The organism is Streptomyces sp. NPDC005791 (genome assembly GCF_042871485.1).
In the GTDB taxonomy this organism is placed as follows: domain Bacteria; phylum Actinomycetota; class Actinomycetes; order Streptomycetales; family Streptomycetaceae; genus Streptomyces.
Window position 1 is genome coordinate 606,414 of the sequence record NZ_JBIAIP010000001.1, and the last position, 17,081, is coordinate 623,494.

General features: G+C 71.5%; 14 protein-coding genes. 8 read left to right on the top strand and 6 right to left on the bottom strand.

All coding sequences use genetic code 11. The annotated features are described in order from the left end of the window. Positions 1-170: 170 nt before the first annotated feature. From ACFYSH_RS02960 to ACFYSH_RS02970, 3 genes are all read right to left on the bottom strand, one after another. Positions 171-1,322 carry an acyltransferase family protein gene (locus ACFYSH_RS02960; protein WP_388750570.1) on the bottom strand — a complete coding sequence of 384 codons (1,152 nt, stop codon included), beginning with the start codon at positions 1,320-1,322 and terminating at the stop codon, positions 171-173. A 66-nt stretch (positions 1,323-1,388) separates the two neighbouring features. Further along, entirely contained in the window at positions 1,389-2,792 is a 1,404-nt protein-coding gene (locus tag ACFYSH_RS02965; RefSeq protein ID WP_359467212.1) for a polysialyltransferase family glycosyltransferase, read from the bottom strand. After that, on the bottom strand, positions 2,792-3,793 hold the full coding sequence (locus ACFYSH_RS02970) for a glycosyltransferase family 2 protein (RefSeq protein WP_359467209.1): 1,002 nt from the start codon (positions 3,791-3,793) through the stop codon (positions 2,792-2,794). The genes ACFYSH_RS02965 and ACFYSH_RS02970 overlap by 1 nt, the downstream gene beginning before the upstream one ends. Before the next feature lie 208 nt (positions 3,794-4,001). Here ACFYSH_RS02970 and ACFYSH_RS02975 point away from each other — a divergent pair, with 208 nt between their 5' ends. From ACFYSH_RS02975 to ACFYSH_RS02990, 4 genes are read left to right on the top strand one after another with little or no spacing between them, the layout of a single operon-like run. Then, entirely contained in the window at positions 4,002-5,387 is a 1,386-nt protein-coding gene (locus tag ACFYSH_RS02975) for a DUF6716 putative glycosyltransferase (RefSeq protein ID WP_359467206.1), read from the top strand. Positions 5,388-5,407: 20 nt separating this feature from the next. Next, on the top strand, positions 5,408-6,652 hold the full coding sequence (locus ACFYSH_RS02980) for a cytidylyltransferase domain-containing protein (RefSeq protein WP_388750573.1): 1,245 nt from the start codon (positions 5,408-5,410) through the stop codon (positions 6,650-6,652). 12 nt (positions 6,653-6,664) lie between these two features. Next, entirely contained in the window at positions 6,665-7,600 is a 936-nt protein-coding gene (locus ACFYSH_RS02985) for an N-acetylneuraminate synthase family protein (RefSeq protein WP_359467202.1), read from the top strand. An 11-nt stretch (positions 7,601-7,611) separates the two neighbouring features. Next, the gene (locus tag ACFYSH_RS02990) at positions 7,612-8,652 is read left to right on the top strand and encodes a hypothetical protein (RefSeq protein ID WP_359467199.1); all 1,041 of its coding nucleotides are present in this window, start codon (positions 7,612-7,614) and stop codon (positions 8,650-8,652) included. A 20-nt stretch (positions 8,653-8,672) separates the two neighbouring features. Here ACFYSH_RS02990 and ACFYSH_RS02995 read toward each other — a convergent pair whose 3' ends face one another. Then, positions 8,673-8,900, bottom strand: coding sequence for a hypothetical protein (locus ACFYSH_RS02995; RefSeq protein WP_388750576.1), 228 nt, complete (start codon positions 8,898-8,900; stop codon positions 8,673-8,675). 73 nt (positions 8,901-8,973) lie between these two features. Then, a complete protein-coding gene (locus ACFYSH_RS03000; protein WP_388750579.1) occupies positions 8,974-9,639 on the bottom strand; it encodes a TetR family transcriptional regulator in 666 nt (221 codons plus the stop codon). Between the two features lie 99 nt (positions 9,640-9,738). On the opposite strand from ACFYSH_RS03000, the gene ACFYSH_RS03005 reads away from it, so the two are divergent. Both ACFYSH_RS03005 and ACFYSH_RS03010 read left to right on the top strand, forming a co-directional pair. Then, positions 9,739-10,638, top strand: coding sequence for an SDR family NAD(P)-dependent oxidoreductase (locus tag ACFYSH_RS03005; protein ID WP_359467194.1), 900 nt, complete (start codon positions 9,739-9,741; stop codon positions 10,636-10,638). A gap of 353 nt (positions 10,639-10,991) precedes the next feature. Next, positions 10,992-12,485 carry a glycosyltransferase family 2 protein gene (locus ACFYSH_RS03010; protein ID WP_359467191.1) on the top strand — a complete coding sequence of 498 codons (1,494 nt, stop codon included), beginning with the start codon at positions 10,992-10,994 and terminating at the stop codon, positions 12,483-12,485. A gap of 67 nt (positions 12,486-12,552) precedes the next feature. Here the strand turns inward: ACFYSH_RS03010 and ACFYSH_RS03015 are convergent, their stop codons facing one another. Next, the gene (locus tag ACFYSH_RS03015; protein WP_359467188.1) at positions 12,553-13,233 is read right to left on the bottom strand and encodes a macro domain-containing protein; all 681 of its coding nucleotides are present in this window, start codon (positions 13,231-13,233) and stop codon (positions 12,553-12,555) included. A 211-nt stretch (positions 13,234-13,444) separates the two neighbouring features. Here ACFYSH_RS03015 and ACFYSH_RS03020 point away from each other — a divergent pair, with 211 nt between their 5' ends. Continuing rightward, complete coding sequence (locus ACFYSH_RS03020) at positions 13,445-15,061, top strand: ADP-ribosyltransferase domain-containing protein (RefSeq protein WP_388750582.1); 1,617 nt, start codon at positions 13,445-13,447, stop codon at positions 15,059-15,061. A gap of 617 nt (positions 15,062-15,678) precedes the next feature. After that, positions 15,679-16,893: an amidohydrolase gene (locus ACFYSH_RS03025; RefSeq protein ID WP_359467182.1), complete on the top strand. Its 1,215-nt coding sequence runs from the start codon at positions 15,679-15,681 to the stop codon at positions 16,891-16,893. Positions 16,894-17,081 lie beyond the last annotated feature (188 nt).

Here is a 17,081-nt window from a genome sequence, read left to right on the forward strand (position 1 = left end):
GGGGGGGGGGGGGGGGCCCCCGGGGGGGGGGGGGGGGGGGGGGGGCCGGGGGCCGGGGGGGCCCCCCCCCCCCCGGGGGGCGGGGGGCCCCCGGCGCCGCCGTTCCGGTCCTGCGAGTGGCTGTGGTCCGTGTACGGCCGCAGCAGGTGCCGCGTCCCCCGGCCCCGCTCTCAGCCCACTCGCTCCCGCACCGGGATCTTCGCCGCCTGCGCCGCCATCGTGCGCTTGAGCCGGGGGCCGAGCGGCTTCTCCACCAGGCGGTGGAGCAGGTAGGCCAGCGCCAGCATGCAGGCCACCGTGGCGATCATCGTCACCTGGGGAGGCAGGTGCAGCGAGCGGTTCATGATCCGGATCGCGAACCAGCCCAGATGCTCGTGGATCAGGTAGAACGGGTAGGTGAGCGCGCCGGCGACCGTCAGCCAGCGCCAGTTCGCCCAGCGGAGCCAGCCGAGAGCCACCGCGGCCACCGCGAGGAAGGAGAGGGCCACGATCGCCTGGATGACGTAGGGCGAACGCGCGAAGTCGCCGGTCATGCCCTCGTGCCAGCCCGCGGTGACCGAATAGCGCTGGCCCAGCAGGAAGCTCGTGATCACGAGGCCCCACAGCAGCAGGTCACTGCCGTAGCGGTGGATCAGGTAGAGGGCCAGGCCACCGATGAAGTACGGGGCGTGGTCCCGCATCACCAGCACGTCGGTGAGCGGGCTCTGCGCGACCCGGGCGAACACGGACGCGAAGATCCAGCCGATGCAGAAGATGACCACCCGGCGGTAGGTGACACCCCGCCACACGACGAAGACGGCGAACAGCAGGTAGAAGCGCATCTCCACCCAGAGCGTCCAGCACACTCCGAGTACCCGGTCCACCCCCATCGGCTGCTGGAGCATCGTGAAGTTGACGAGGAGTTCGTTCGCCGGCAGCGGCCGGACCACCACGGGGAGCAGCACCGCGGCCGCGGTGATGATGACGATCGCCGCCCAGTAGGCGGGGTAGAGGCGGGCGACGCGGGAGCGGAGGAAGTCCCCCGGACTCCTGCCCCAGCTGCTCATGCAGATCACGAAGCCGCTGATGATGAAGAAGAGCTGCACGCCGAGACCGCCGTACGTCGCGAACGCCGACAGCGTGGGGAACTTCAGGCCCGGCGACTGGCCCCAGGACTCGGCGGTCGGGCCGTTCTTGCCCGCGTAGTGGTAGAGGCAGACCATCAGGGCAGCCAGGATGCGCAGCCCGTCAAGGGCGCGCAGGCGGCTCCCGCCCTTGGGTGCGGGGCGGGATTCCGGTGGGTGGGCCGCCGCCTGGGCAGGCAGCGGTGGCGCGATCGTCACTTCGGTGGTCCTTCCACGTCTTCCACGGTCTTCCCCCCCCGGGAAGACGGACGGTCTTGGGTGACTTCAGCTGCCGTTGACCCGGCCCGTGCCCGGCAGGCGACGGCTCGCCGCCCGCTGCCAGGTCCTGGCCTGGCGTGCGAACCTGCGCACGGTGGGGTTGCGCGGGATGAAGCCGAGCTGCGAGGGCAGTGCTCCGGGCAGGGCGAGCGCCGTCAGCCGGCGGCGCCGGAAGTAGCGGTTACGGCCGGACGCGGGCTGCTGGGCCAGGAACGCCTCGGCCGTGGGGCGCAGGTCCGGGTAGATCTTCGGCTGCATCGCGAAGCCGACGGCGGTGACCAGCCCGGTGAGCTCCCGCTGGACGCTTTCCTCGTCCGGCAGGGACCAGCCGGTGACCGCCGCCGGGGCCTCCAGGTCGGGCAGCAGCGCGTCGACGATCGTCAGCGGCACGCGGTTGCTGTTCTGGTACGGAGTCAGCCCGTTGAGCAGCGTGTCGGTTCCGATGCGGGCGACGGGGATGCCGTAGAAGGAGGCGGCGGTGAGCAGAGCCGTGGAGAACGCGCCGACGACGAGGGCCGGGGTCAGCCGCTGGTAGACCACCTCGGCGATGACCGGGGCGTCCAGGACGGTCAGCTCGGCTCCCAGCCGCGCCGCCTCCTCCTCCAGGGCGCGTGACCAGCCGGCCGGTGCGGAGGGGTGCGGCTTGAAGACGAGGTGGCGATGCCCGAGCGCGACGGCGCCGCGCACCATCCGCACATGGAGGTCCTCCTCCTCCGCCGCGGTCAGGACGTCGATCGCCGACAGGTACTGACCGAGCAGCAGGGCCGGGGCGTCCGGGACCTGTCCGGCGGTGAAGGCGGGCGCCGCGTCGGACAGTTCCGCCAGCACCTTGAGGAACTCGGCCGTCGGGACGACCTCGGGCTCGACGCCGAACTCGGACAGCAGCAGCGGCCGGAGGCCGGGCACCAGATCCAGGTGGAGGAGCCGCTGCACACGGGTGCCGATCAGCGGGTCGATCTTGCTCCGGGTCGGGCCGTAGCTCATCAGCCCGTCGGCGTAGACGTGGACGGGGCTCTCGCCGAAGATCTTCGCGAGTGCGTTGGAGGGGTTGGCCTGGATGGACTCGCAGGCGATCTCCACCGGCCCGTCACCGATGTCCCAGGCCAGACGCAGATACCGCTCCCAGAGCAGGGCGTCCTGATCGCGGGGGAACCAGCCCGCCGGGTGGAAGGGGCTGATGAAGTCGTTCCAGGAGATCACGGCGTCGAACTCGGGCCGCAGGCACTCGAATCCGTCCATCCGGTCGAGCGCGGTGCCCACTTCCGGGGCGTACGAGGTGTCGCTGACGACCAGCATCCGACGGTGTGCGTCGCGGGGGCCGAACAGGCCCGCGCGGATCGCGGCGGTGACCGTGGCGGCGGCGTACTGGGAGCAGGCGAAGAAGAGCTGGGTGGAACGGCGGCCGGACATCAGGTGGAGGCTCCTGTGGTGACGGAGGGGACGGTCCCCGCGGGGACGGGACGGCGACGGAGCCGGCGGAGCCGCGCCGCCCGCTGGTCACCGAGCGAGTCCAGCGTGTCGCTGAGGAGGTCCTGCGGAAGCCGCTGGAGCGCCGCGGCGCTCATGGAGCGCAGCTTGCGTGCGACCGCCGGTTCGAACCTCTCGATGGAGTTGAGGTGGTGGGCCATGACGGCCGCATAGGTGCGGACCGCCTTCGGGAGCAGCCGGTCCGCCTCGGGGTCCCGCGCCGTCTCCTCGATGACCTGGTCGAACGCCCGGATGAAGTCGAGCTGCCGCACGTCACCGATCTGGGTGAGCGAGGAGGCGACGCCGCGCCGGTAGAAAACCCCGAGGAGCCCGACCGCGGCGAACGACTCCGCCTCCCGGTGCAGCCGCCAGATCCACGGCCGGTCCTCGGCCGTCCGCAGCCCGTGCGTGAAGTGCAGCAGCCCGCGGTCGACGAGCCGGCGGTGGTAGATGCCGGCCCAGGCGTACGGGTAGTCCACCGAGGTGGTGCGGTCGGCCGGAAGGATGGCGTCGCGCGGGCTGAAGGGGACCCCCCGCAGTCCGTGCGGCACCCGGTGCACGGTCCGGGCCCTGCCCGTGACCTGCACGTGGTCGGCGCGTACGAAGTCGCACCCCAGGTCCTCCGCGGCGGCCAGCAGCCGCTCGTAGTAGCCGGGGGCGAGCCAGTCGTCACCGTCCAGGAAGGTGATGAACTCACCGGTCGCGGCGTCCAGACCGGTGTTCCGGGCGGTCGCGAGCCCGCCGTTCTGTTCGTGCGTGATCACGACCGCCCCGGGGATGTCGTCCCGCGCGCGGCGCAGGATGTCGGCCGTCCCGTCCGTTGAACAGTCGTCGACGAGGATGAACTCGAAGTCCTCACGCGCGTTCGCGCGCAGGCTTCTGAGAGTGTCGGGCGCGTAGGTCTGCACGTTGTAGAACGGCACGATGACGGAGAGCTTAACCACGAGCTGCACGCTAGGCGCCGGCCTGTCATGCGGCTTGTCCCCGGAAAGGACAGGGGATGAACGGGCCGTGTCGGCTCCGTTAACCTGCTGGCCTCACCTGGGGCGGGAGGCCCGCGTGCGGCCCGGTCTCCAAGCGTCGGCGGGCTGTTAACCAGCTGTTGCCCCCGCGTTGGGCCGCTCCTCGCAATGCCTTCCTAGCTTCTTGGACGTGCCCTCCCGTACCGATGACACGGCCGCTCCGGCCGACACTCCAGCAGCCGGCCGTGCGGCCCTCCGCATAGCCGTGCTCGCCGACTCCGACACCCGGTGGAAGTGGGGCGCGCTCACCGCGCGCCGCCTCTCCACGGCCCCGGACGCCGGCGCGACGGAGCGCCCCGTCGAGATCAGCGGACTGCTGCTGCGCGGCCGGGCCACCCCCACACCCCGCCAGCTCGCCGAAGTCGGCGAGGTCGGGATCGACACCGGCCGGGTGCGTGAGGTGACCGCCGTCGAGTTCCTGCACACGGTGCGGGACGAGAAGTACGACGTCGTGGTCCTCGCGCTCGTCGGCGGCGCGGTCCAGGCGATGCTGCACGGTCTGGCCGCACTGGGACTGCCCCGCAGGCCCGTCGTCGTCACCGGCTATGTCGGCGTCGTCTACGAGAAGCTCGCCGACGGGCTCCTGCTGCGGCACGGCGCGGACGTCGTCCTCGCCAACTCCCGCCACGACGGGGAGCGTTTCCGCGCCGTGTACGAGGGGGTCGGCGCCGACGCGTCGTCCGTCACGGAGGCCGCCCTGCCGTTCCTCGGCGGGGAGCCGCACCGGGCGCGGGACGGCCGGGACACCGTCGTGTTCGCCGCCCAGCCCTCCGTACCGGCCTCCCGCGCCGAGCGTACGTACCTGCTGCGCAGGCTCGTCGAGCACGCTCGGCTGCACCCCGGCCGCGAGGTGCTGCTCAAGCTGCGCTCCAAGCCGGGCGAGCACACCACGCACATCGAGGAACTGCCCTACCAACGGCTCGCCGAACGGATCCCCGGCGGCCTGCCGCCCAACTTCAGCCTGGTGTACGGGCACATGGGCGAGGTCCTGGACCGCACCGACCTGCTGGTCACCGTGTCGTCGACCGCCGCGCTGGAGTCCCTGCACCGGCGGATCCCGACCGCGATCCTCTCCGACCTCGGCGTCCGTGAGGCCCTCGGCAACCACCACTTCATCGGATCGGGACTGATCACGTCCTGGGACCACCTCGACGGCGGCCACCGCCCGGAGCCCGACGAGGACTGGCTCGCGGGGCAGGGCGTCGCCGCCGACGGCACCTACAAGGCGGCCTACGACACCGCCCGGGCCCGGGTCGCGGCCCTGCTCGACGCCGGGCCGCTTCCCCCCCTCGCCCCCTACTACACCCCCGCCACCGCACCCGGATACCTCCCCGGCATCCTCGCCCGCCACCACCTGGGCCCCGACGGCCACCCGCTGCCGGGCGCCGTCACCCCCAAGGACACGGGCCGGGTCCGGGGCGCGGTCCGCGAAACCGTACGCAACGCGGCACGCGGCGCCTACCGCCACGGCGTCCAGCGGGTCGCCCCCGTGATCCGGCGGATGGGCGAGCTGTGACCACCGATTCAGGAGCAACCATGACCCCGCCCCCCACCGTCCTCGCAGTGATCCCCGCCCGCGGCGGATCCAAGGGCGTGCCCGCGAAGAACCTCGCCCGGGTCGGCGGCGTACCGCTCGTCGCCCGCGCCGTCCGCGCCTGCCTCACCTCACCCGAGGTCACCGACGTCGTCGTCACCACCGACGACCCGGCCATCGCCGCCGCGGCCAGGGCAGCGGGGGAGGCGCTGGGGGAGGAGTCGAGGCTGCACTGCGTGCAGCGCCCCGCGGCCATCGCCGGTGACACGGCGACCAGTGAGGACGCGGTCCTGCACGCCCTGCACTCCTACGAGACGAGCTCGCACGGCCGCAAGGCCGACGTGGTCCTCCTGGTCCAGTGCACGAGCCCCTTCATCACCCGCGAGGACATCGACGGCGTCGCCGCCGCGGTCACCCGCCAAGGCGCCGACACCGCGGTCACGGTGGCCCCCTTCCACGGCTTCGTGTGGCGCGACGGCAGCGCGGTCGAGGACGACACCTACGGCGTCAACCACGACAAGGCCGTACGCCCCCGCCGCCAGGACCGGCCGCAGGACTACCTGGAGACCGGCGCCGCGTACGCCATGGACGTCGAGGGCTTCCGCACCCACCGCCACCGGTTCTTCGGCCACACCGCGCTCGTCCCCACCGACCCGGCCCGGGTCCTGGAGATCGACGACCCGCACGACCTGGCCCGCGCCCGCGCCCTCGCGCCGCTCCTGGACCCCTCCCCGCTGCCCACCCTGGCGGACATCGACGCCGTGGTCCTCGACTTCGACGGTACGCAGACCGACGACCGCGTCCTCATCGACTCCGACGGCCGCGAGATGGTCTCCGTGCACCGCGGTGACGGTCTCGGCATCGCCGCCCTGCGCCGGGCCGGCGTACCGCTCCTGATCCTCTCCACGGAACAGAATCCGGTCGTCGCCGCCCGCGCCCGCAAACTCCAGGTCCCGGTCCTGCACGGCATCGACCGCAAGGACCTGGCGCTCAAGCAGTGGTGCGAGGAGCAGTCCATCGCTCCCGACCGCGTGCTCTACGTCGGCAACGACGTCAACGACCTGGCCTGCTTCGGCCTGGCGGGCTGGCCCGTCGCCGTGGCGAGCGCCCACGACTCGGTACGCGCCGCCGCGCGCGCCGTGACCGCGAACCCCGGTGGCTCCGGCGCCATCCGTGAGATCGCGACCTGGCTCCTCGGCCCCACCCTCTCCACCGACATCACCGACGTCCCCACCCCCACCAAGTAAGGAAGCACGACCATGAGCAACACCTCCCGTCTGCGCACCTTCGGCACCCGCACCGCCGGCCCCGGCCACCCCGTCTACATCACCGGTGAGATCGGCATCAACCACAACGGTGACCTCGACAACGCCCTCGCGCTGATCGACGTGGCCGCCGACGCCGGCTGCGACGCGGTCAAGTTCCAGAAGCGCACCCCGGAGATCTGCACCCCGCGCGACCAGTGGGACATCGAGCGCGACACCCCCTGGGGCCGGATGACGTACATCGACTACCGCCACCGCGTCGAGTTCGGGGAGGCCGAGTACACCGCCATCTCCGAGCACTGCGCCAAGCGCGGCATCGACTGGTTCGCCTCCCCGTGGGACACCGAGGCCGTCGCCTTCCTCGAGAAGTTCGACGTCCCCGCGCACAAGGTCGCCTCCGCCTCCCTCACGGACGACGAGCTGCTCCGCTCGCTGCGCGCCACCGGCCGCACCGTCATCCTCTCCACCGGCATGTCGACGCCGAAGCAGATCCGGCACGCGGTCGAGGTCCTCGGCAGCGACAACATCCTGCTCTGCCACGCCACCTCGACGTACCCGGCGAAGGCCGAGGAGCTCAACCTGCGGGTCATCAACACCCTGCAGCAGGAGTACCCGAACGTCCCGATCGGCTACAGCGGTCACGAGACCGGCCTGCAGACGACCCTCGCCGCCGTCGCGCTGGGCGCCGCGTTCGTCGAGCGTCACATCACCCTGGACCGTGCGATGTGGGGCTCCGACCAGGCCGCCTCCGTCGAGCCGCAGGGCCTGACGCGCCTCGTCCGTGACATCCGCACCATCGAGGAGTCCCTCGGTGACGGCGTCAAGAAGGTGTACGAGTCGGAGCTCGGCCCGATGAAGAAGCTCCGCCGGGTCGCGGGCGTCGTCGCCGAGACCGAGAACGCGCCGGCCGCCGAGCCGGTCACGGTCTGACGGGCCGACCGGTGAACCTCGCCTTCGTCGAGAGCCCGGTCCAGCTCCTGAACGTCCTGGAGTGGACCCACAGCCGGGGAGGACCCGACACCACGGTCGTCGTCCTCCCCCCGGTCGACCCGATGTCGCGCGGACAGCTGCGCAGGATGGCGGAGCTGGCCCGCGACGAGGGCATCACCGTCCGCTGGCAGGAGGCGCGCGGGGAGACCGGCGCGCCTCTGAAGGCCCTGCGGGCGCTGACCGGCCTGATCCGCAAGGCCGACCGCATCGTCATCGGGGACCCGTTCTCCCGGTACGTGCAACTGCTGCTCACCCTGGTCCGCACGCGCCGGATCACGGTGGTCGACGACGGCACCGCCACCATGGAGTTCGTCGTCCAGCTGTCCCGCGGCGAGCGCCTCGTGCGCTGGCACCGCAGGGGGAGCGGGGGCCCGCGCGAGCTGCTCCTGGCCCCGGTCAGCTCCGCGGCCCGCCGCAGCTTCACCCCGTCGGCGACCCGTACCGTCGAAGTGTTCACCGCGATGCCGGTGGAGGCCCCCGAAGGCGTCGACGTCACGGCGAACACCTTCGCCTGGACCCGGGCGCGCTTCGGCCCGCCGCTGATCACCAAAGGCGCCGACCTGGTCGGTACCTCCCTGGTCGAGACGGGCGTGGTCGACCCGGTCCCGTACGAGGAGGCGGTCACCACCCTGGCCCGCGCCCACGGCGCGACCCGTTACTTCGCCCACCGCCGCGAGTCCGCGGACAAACTCCACGCCCTGGAAGCCGCCACCGGCCTGGAGATCGTCCGCCCCGACCTCCCGCTGGAACTCATCGCCCGCAGAGGCCCCATCGGCCACACGGTCCTGAGCTTCCCGTCCACCGTGGTCCACACCCTGCCCCTCGCCCTGGCGGGTACGGGCGTGAAGGTCGCGGTGTGCGACATAGCGCCGGAGTGGCTCCGCGACACGGCCTCGCCGCGCGCCCAGGGCTTCCTGAGCGGAGTCACGGAGACGGCCAAGGACGTGCAGCGGGTGGCCCCGTGGCGGGTGACAGCGGTCGCGGAGGGCTGAGGCGGCCGGCGCCGGCCGCCTCATACGGCGGCGGTGCCCCGGTCGTCCGGCGTCGCCGACCGCGCCCGGCTGCCGTCCCGGAGCAGATCACGCGACGTCAGCGCCGCCGGCAGCGGTGTGGCCGGCCGCGCGGCGTGCACGGTCCGGCGCAGCGCAGGGTCGGTGAGCCGGACCAGCACCAGTCCGTCCGGCACCGCCCAGGCGTCCAGCGAGGGGACCAGCGCGACTCCGAGCCCCGCGGCGATCACGTGGGCACCCGCCAGACGGCGACCGCGGGGGAGTGACGCCCCCGCCGGAGGCACCGCTCCGACTCGGTCACGACTACGGACGCGGCAGCGCGCCCTTGAGGCTCATGGAGATCGAGAGGCGGAGCGAGTCGCGCAGATCGACGTGGAGGACGGCCAGCCGGGGTTCCGCCTCGTAAGCGGCGAGCAGGCTGTCCGGTGGCGGCCAGTACGCCGACAGCGCGCCGGCCATGATCATGGTCTGCAGGCAGAACCACTGGGCGTCGTAGCCGATCTCCGGCAGGTGCCGGCGCACGAGGCCGGACATGACATCGAGGCTGTCCAGGGAAGCCCGCTTGTGGCGGCTGACGGCCTCGACCGAGACGTTGTGCTCCAGGACACCGCCCTGTGCGCCGAAGAGGTCGCACAGCCCCGTGCGCTCGGCCAGGGAACGGCTGAGGACCTCGGTGAGCTGATCGGCCCGGTCGGTCGCGGGGAGCCCGGGGTCGACCGCGGCGGCCAGTTCATCGGCAAGGGTCGGCAGCCAGCCGTGCAGGAAGTGCTCCAGAAGTTCGAGCAGCACGGCCTCGCGGGAGTCGAAATACCGCAGCACGTTGGACTTGGCCAGGCCGACGCGGCGGCTGAGCTCGTTGAGGCTGACCTCGGACACCGGCATCTCGTCGAGCATCGCCGCCGCGGTGTCCAGGATGGCGCGGCGCCGGATCTCTCGCTGCTCCTCGCTGCGGGCCCGTTGGAACGTCATGCGGCCACCCTAGCTTGCAGACCGCCGGTCTCTTGACTTACAGACCGGTGGTCTTTTAATGTTGCACATAACAGACCGCCGGTTCTTTGGGGGACAGTCATGAGCGTGAAGTGGACAGAGCTGCAGGTACCGGACCAGTCGGGGCGGGTGGCGATCGTGACGGGCGCCAACACGGGCCTGGGCTTCGAGACGGCCAGAGTGCTCGCCGAGCGTGGCGCGTCGGTGGTGCTGGCCGTGCGGGACACGGAGAAGGGCAAGCGGGCCGCCGCCCGGATGCCCGGCGACGTCACCGTGCAGGAACTGGATCTGACATCACTGGAGTCGATCCGCGCCGCCGCCTCGGACCTGCGGGGCGTCCATCAGCGCGTCGACCTGCTCGTGAACAACGCAGGCGTGATGTACACCCCGAAGGGGACCACCCGGGACGGTTTCGAGACGCAGTTCGGTACCAACCACCTGGGTCACTTCGCACTCACCGGACTCCTGCTGGACCGGCTCCTGCCGGTGGCCGGATCCCGGGTGGTGACGGTCAGCAGCACCGGTCACCGTATCCGGGCCGCGATCCACTTCGACGATCTGCAGGGGGAGCGCTCGTACAGCCGTGTCGCCGCCTACGGCCGGTCCAAGCTCGCCAACCTGATGTTCACCTACGAACTGCAGCGTCGGCTCGCCGCCCACGGCACCACGTCCGCGGTGGCCGCGCATCCCGGGGTGTCCAACACCGAACTGGTCCGCAACGCCCCGGCAGCCGTCCGCCGGCCGGTGGACCTGCTCGCGCCGCTGATCACCCAGCGGGCCGCGATGGGGGCGCTGCCGACCCTGCGGGCCGCCACGGACCCCGCTGTCCTCGGTGGGCAGTACTACGGCCCCGGTGGCCGGGGTCAGGTCCGCGGGTATCCCCGGCTGGTGACCTCGAGTCCGGAGTCCTACGACGAGGCCGTCCAGCAGCGCCTGTGGTCCGCGTCCGAAGAACTCACGGGTGTGAAGTTCCCCGTCTGACCGGACCGGGGGAGCCCCGGGTGCCCTCGACGGGCTGGGGTCTGGCACCCGCCACCAGGTGACGGCCCCGTGCAGGAGGACGGACTTCTGGGCCACCGGCCGCGTGGGCCGGGGTCCCGGGTGCGGGCCGGCGTCGACAGAGTGTGACGTACGCACATTCCGTTCAGCTGCTGATGACTTCGCGGTTAATTCCGATTGCACAGAGAATTACCGGATGGCTGCCGAATATCGGCAGGGCTATACCTTGCATAATGCACGCACATTCGACCGTTTGGACGCCGCAACCTTCGGACCATTCTGTATGTCTGAGGAGTGACGCCCGAGGGGGGCGCCGAGAGTACGGAGAGGTCGGCATGAGCGGCGTAGCGGTGAGCGTGATCATCCCGGTCTACAATGCGGCCGAATTCCTGGACGAGTGCCTGGAATCGATCGTGCGGCAGAGCCTGGGATTCGACCGGATCGAAATCGTGGCGGTGAACGACGGGTCCACCGACAGCAGCGGTGAGGTGCTGGAGAAGTGGGCCGGACGGTACACGAACGTGCGCGTGGTGCATCAGGAGAATTCCGGTGCTCCGGGCGGTCCGCGCAACCGGGGCATCGATCTGGCCCGGGGGGATTTCCTGTTCTTCGCCGATCCGGACGACTACCTGGGGGAGGACGGTCTGCGCCGGATGGTGGAGGTGGCCGAGCGCAACGGCTCCGACGTGGTGCTGGGCCGGATCCGGGGCGTGGGACGCGGCGCGCCGACCGAGCCGTTCACGGCGAACGTGGAGCGGGGGGACGTGTGGTCGACGAGGGCGATGTACAGCCTGACGCCGCAGAAGCTGTTCCGTCGTTCGACGGTGGTCGAGAACGGGCTGCGGTTCGCGGAGGGGGTGCGGCTGGCGGAGGAGCAACCGTTCATCGTGCCGGCGTACATGCACGCACGCGCCATCTCGGTGGTGGCCGACTACGACTGCTATTACCTGGTGGACCGGGAGGGGTTCGCCCACCTGACGAAGCAGCAGCCGCCGGCGGAGTCGTTCTACTCCGCGGTGCGTGCAGCGCTCGCGGCCGTGGTGGAACACACCGAGCCCGGTGAGCGCCGTAATCAGCTGTTCCTGCGGTTCGTCAGGGTGGAGCTGCTGGCCAAATTCGGGCCGCGTTATCACCGGTGGGCGGTTGAGGGGCGGCAGGAGTCCTACGCGCGCATCGCCGGAGAGGTGTTGCGGGAGTTCATTCCGGTCGAGGCCGTCGCACCTCTCCCACCCCTGCTCCGCCTGCGGGACAGACTGCTGCGCGAGGGCGGACGGATCAGCGAACTGCTCTCGCTCTCCCGCCACGACGGCCTCACCTGGGCCGAGGCCGAGCCCGGCCCCGGCGCCGTCACATGGCTCGACGGCGGCCGGCGGATCGCCGTCCTGGTGCGTAGCCCGTACTACTGCGAGGGCCCGGTGGAGAAGGTCCGGCACAGCGTGCTGCTGAGGCACCGCGACGGCTACGAGGTCCGGGTCCCGGCCGGTCCGGCCACGGCCACCGATGCGCCGCTGACCGGACGGGTAGTCCTCGATCTGCGAGGCCTCCACCGCTACGTACTGCGCCCGGGACACTGGGAGTTGGCGCTGCGGGTGACGCCGGAGGGCGGCGGGCGGAACCATGACGTTCCGCTGCCGCTCCCGGTTTCGGACGGCGCTCCGGCGGGGCGGCCCGTGGCCGTCGCAGCAGGTTCCCGTCGGCTGCACATGCACCGTGCACGGCCGATGCTGGTCCGGCTCGACCGACACCGGAACTCCGGCAGCGGGGCACTGGTCGCGGCGGACTGGCGGACGGTGGCACGGGGGGTGCGCCGCCGCCTACGCAAGCTCTGACCAACGCCCGGCCCTGCGCTGACCAGGACCCGGCCCCCGTACGCTGCCCCGTTGCTGCGCTTCGCCGTCAGTGACGGGTGGCGGTGCTTCTCGGGGGCCGGATGCGGACGCGCTGCGTGGCGGGCGCGGCCTCGATGTCGCGGAGTTGCGCGACGATGGTGCTCCGCAGGTCGTCGTAGTCGTCGAAGTGGTGGTCGTTGAACAAGGTGTAGCCCGTCCACATCAGGTTGGCGCACACCCGCGCAGGCACCCGCCCGGTGCGGGCGCCCATGCCCACCAGCGCCACGGACCCGATGCTGCCCGGCGCCTTCCTGTTCTGCTGGTGGATCGCCTGGAACGCGGCGGCGCAGGCCAGCGCCACATTCAGGGTCTCGCTCACGTTCTGCGAGGACCCTTCCATCGTCGGTGTCGGTATGAGGAACTTCGGGTTGACCGCCCCGGATGGCACGCACACCGCGCTGCCCACAGGAAGGTTCCCCGCGAACTGGTCACGGATCGCCCGCTGCACGCGCAGCTGGATGCCGGCGCCGAGGTACCGCTTGACGGCGGCGTCGGTGCCACCGTCCATACGCCCCCGGGAGTTGGTCGGGTTGACCCAGGCGTCGACTCTCTCGTCGAGGATCGAGCCCTTGCGGACCTCGATCTCCGGGGTGTCGGCGAACGCGGCCCGCCAAGCCTCCACCACATCGGTGTCCAGGTCGGTGAGAACCACCTGGACAGGCGGCGACTGCAAGCGGTTCGAGGGCATCGTGCGCTCCGATCAGAAGGTGGTTCCTCCACTGCTCAGGAAGCTACAGCGCCCCACTGACAACGCCCCGGCGGGCGGCAGTCGGGCACCGCTCCACTGTCAGTGGCGAGGGCTATAACTCGTCATGTGCGGGACCACGGCGCGTACGGTGCCGCCCCCGATGACCTCGCCCGGCTCTCAGCACGGGCCGACACCGCGGAGTGCCTCCACCATGAGCGATGCCACCACCCCGGCCCAGCCCGACCCGAACGACCCGTTGGCCCTCGCCGGCCTGTTCGAGGGCGGTGGTGAACCATGGCTCCCCCTGCTGAAGCCTGTCATCGAGTCGCACGCGGACGCCGCGGAGTTCATCGGCCCGGCTCGCGGGCCGGGAGTCGTCCCGGTGCGCGAGCTGACCTTCCAGGCCCTCAAGCCGAACCCTCCCCACAAGTGGAAGGTCGTCGTCTTCGGCCAGAACCCCTACCCGAGGCCGGAGAGCGCCACCGGTATCGCCATGTTCGACAACACTTTCCACGACTGGAAGGACAGCCAGTTCGGCCGGGTCGTCAGCATCCGCTGCATCATCAAGGCAGCGGCCATGTGGAAGTACGGCATACCGAGGAAGACGCCGATCGCCGACGTACGCGCGCTGTTGGAGGAGCAGGACACCGTCCAGCCGCCGGAGTGGTTCCAGGCGATGCTCACGCAGGGGGTGCTGCTGTTGAACGCGGCGCTCACCGCCAGCAGTGACGGGGCGATGGCCACCGACCGGCACACCAGGTTCTGGCGCCCGGCGGTCGAGCGGATCGTCGAGGAGATCCTCCGGGCCAAGCAGAACGCCGAGCAGGAGGACCGCTACGTCGTCTTCGCCTGGTGGGGCGCTCACGCACGCAGCCTGAAGAAGGTCGTACTCCGGCTCCAGAAGAAGTATCCGGACGTCGAAGTCCGGCATATAGACCACCCCAACCCCGCGGCACAGGGCGACGTCTTCTGCGAGGGCGAGCACTTCGGGACGGTCAACGCCGCCCTCGCCTCGCTGGGAGCCGACGAGATCGACTGGCTGCCGAGCAAGGGGTGGAACACGGTCGCGGAGGGGCCCGACGGGGCGGACGACGGCGTCGCGGAACGCATGGGAGCGTTCATCGCGTCGACCATGGAGCTGCATCAGCTGTATCTGGACCGGCTCGCGGGCGTCAAGGACGAGGGACTCGTCCTGCCCGCGATCACCGGTGTCTTCGACACACCGCTTTTGGGCTTCCCGGACGCCGTCAGCCCGGTCGCCTCCCTGCTGTCCGGCATCGACCGGCACGTCGAGCAGTCGCACGAGTTCGGTAAGAGGCGTGCGGACGAGGCGGCCGGTGAGCTGTCCGCCGACGCGATCGCCGCCCTCTACCTCTACACCTGCGAGTCCGCGTTCTACCGGGAGATCAACGCGGTCCTGCGCTCCCCGGACCGGGCGCAGGTCGTCCCGTACCTCCCCTACCTGCGGCTGCTGTTCTCGGCGGTCTCGCAACTCCCCGCCCACACCCAGCCGTTGTGGCGCGGAGTGTCGCTGGACCTGCGGGCGCAGTACCCGCTCGGCCGCACGGTCACCTGGTGGGGCGTGTCCTCCTGCACGTCCGAGGTCGGCGTGGCCCGGTCGTTCCTCGGCAGCCGTGGCAAGCGGACACTCTTCGAGGTGACCCCGGCCCGGGCGGTGGGCATCCGCCGTTTCTCCGCCTTCACGGGCGAGGAGGAGTACATCCTCTCGCCGGGCACGCAGCTGCGGGTGACGGACGTGAAGGCCGAGCGGGGTGGCTTGTGCACGGTGAAGCTGACGGAGCTGGAGGAGCAGACCCTGGTGTCCTGAGCGCGGGGGCGGGAAGTTCCTTCGCCCGTGGCCGGCGCACGCTTCACCGGGGAGACGGTCCGCCGGGGGGCGCCGCGCGAGGCTGGAGTGGGCCGCGCGTGCCGACGCCGCCTCCGTGCGGGCTCCACCCGGCCGGCCCCCGGCATGCCCGGCCGGCGCAGGCCGACGGTCCGGGAATCAGCGCGTGCCGCGCACCGGGCGCTCGGGGCGCGGTGTTGCCGGCAGGGGCGGGGTGAGGAGCGGTTCGAGCAGCTGAGCGAGCTGCTCACGTTGCTTCCGGGGGTGTCGGTCGCGCACGATGCCGAGCACGCGCAGCTGGGTGAGGCATGGCTCACTCCGAGCCGCAGCTCCGGTACCGAACAGCGTGTGAGACGTGGCGGGCCGGTGCCGGCCCGGCTCTCACGGGCCGCCTGCGGACGCCTTCGCCGCCCGGCTCCGCGACGACGGCTTCGGGGCCCCCGACGAGGACGCCGCCCGGCTCCGGTGCCGAGGGCGGGGCAGGATACCCATCACGCGCCCCCGTCACACGCCGCAGCACCGCATTTTGTTCCCCTGAGCGGCTGAACTTTTGTCGATCAGTGGTCAGTTGTGGGTACCAGGGGCCTACCCTTGACTGGGTGAACCAGTTGAAGTCCCGTGCGCCCCACGCCGAGGCCGTCCTGCCCGGCACTCTGCCCGACGACCTGCGTGCCGAGCTCATCGCCTTCCGCCGTGATCTGCACATGCACCCTGAGCTCGGCAACCAGGAGTTCCGTACCACCGCGGCCATCAAGGCCAGGCTCGAGAAGGCCGGCCTGGCACCGCAGGTGCTGCCCGGGGGCACGGGGCTGATCTGTGACGTGGGGGAGTGGGACGGCGTGACGCCGATGCTGGCGTTCCGCGGTGACATCGACGCGCTGCCGATCCCGGACACCAAGGCGGGGGTCTCCTACCGGTCCACCGTGCCCGACCGTGCGCACGCCTGCGGGCACGACGTCCATACGAGCTGCGTCCTGGGGGCGGGGCTGGTGCTGAGCGACCTGGACCGGCAGGGGCTGCTGCCCCGCCCGGTGCGGCTGCTGTTCCAGCCCGCCGAGGAGGTGCTGCCCGGCGGCGCCGCCGACGTGGTCGCGGCCGGGGTGCTGGAAGGGGTGGGGCGGATCATCGGGGTGCACTGCGACCCCAAGGTCGACGTGGGCAGGATCGGGCTCCGGATCGGGCCGATCACCTCGGCCTGCGACCGCGTGGAGGTCTCCCTCGACGGCCCCGGCGGGCACACCGCCCGGCCGCACCTCACCACCGACCTGGTCACCGCCGCCGCCCGGGTGGCCACCGACGTTCCCGCGCTGCTCGCCCGGCGCGTCGACGCCCGGGCCGGTCTCGCGCTCACCTGGGGGCGGCTGCAGACCGGCCACGCGCCGAACGTCATCCCGCAGCACGCCGAGTTGTCCGGGACGGTCCGCTGCCTCGATCTGGAGAGCTGGCGGCAGGCACCGGACCTGGTGCACGCGGCGATCGACGAGGTGGCCGGAATGTACCGGGCCAAGACGGTGATCGACTACATCCGTGGCGTGCCGCCCGTGGTGAACGAGGCCGAGACGATCGGCCTCCTCGACGCGGCGATGACCATCCGCCGCGGATCGTATGCGATCGAGGACACCGAACAGAGTCTGGGCGGGGAGGACTTCTCCTGGTACCTGGAGAAGATCCCCGGCGCGATGGCGAGACTCGGCGTGCGGACGCCCGGCGACCAGCGTGGCCTCGACCTGCACCGGGGCAACTTCGACGTGGACGAGGAGGCCATCACGGTCGGGGTCGAACTGTTCACGGCGGCCGCCTTGCTGGACGCCTGACCTCCGAGCCTCCGCGAGGCGGCTGCCCCGCCCGGTCAGCCGTGCGTCACCTGCCGGTAGCCGCTCGTGACCGGGCTGGACACCTGTTGTTCGCGACGATCCGATAACGGCTTCCGTACGGGCGCTTATCTGACATCTACGCGCGTTACGATCGCCGCGAAACCAGCGCCGGAAGAGGCGCTTCGGTC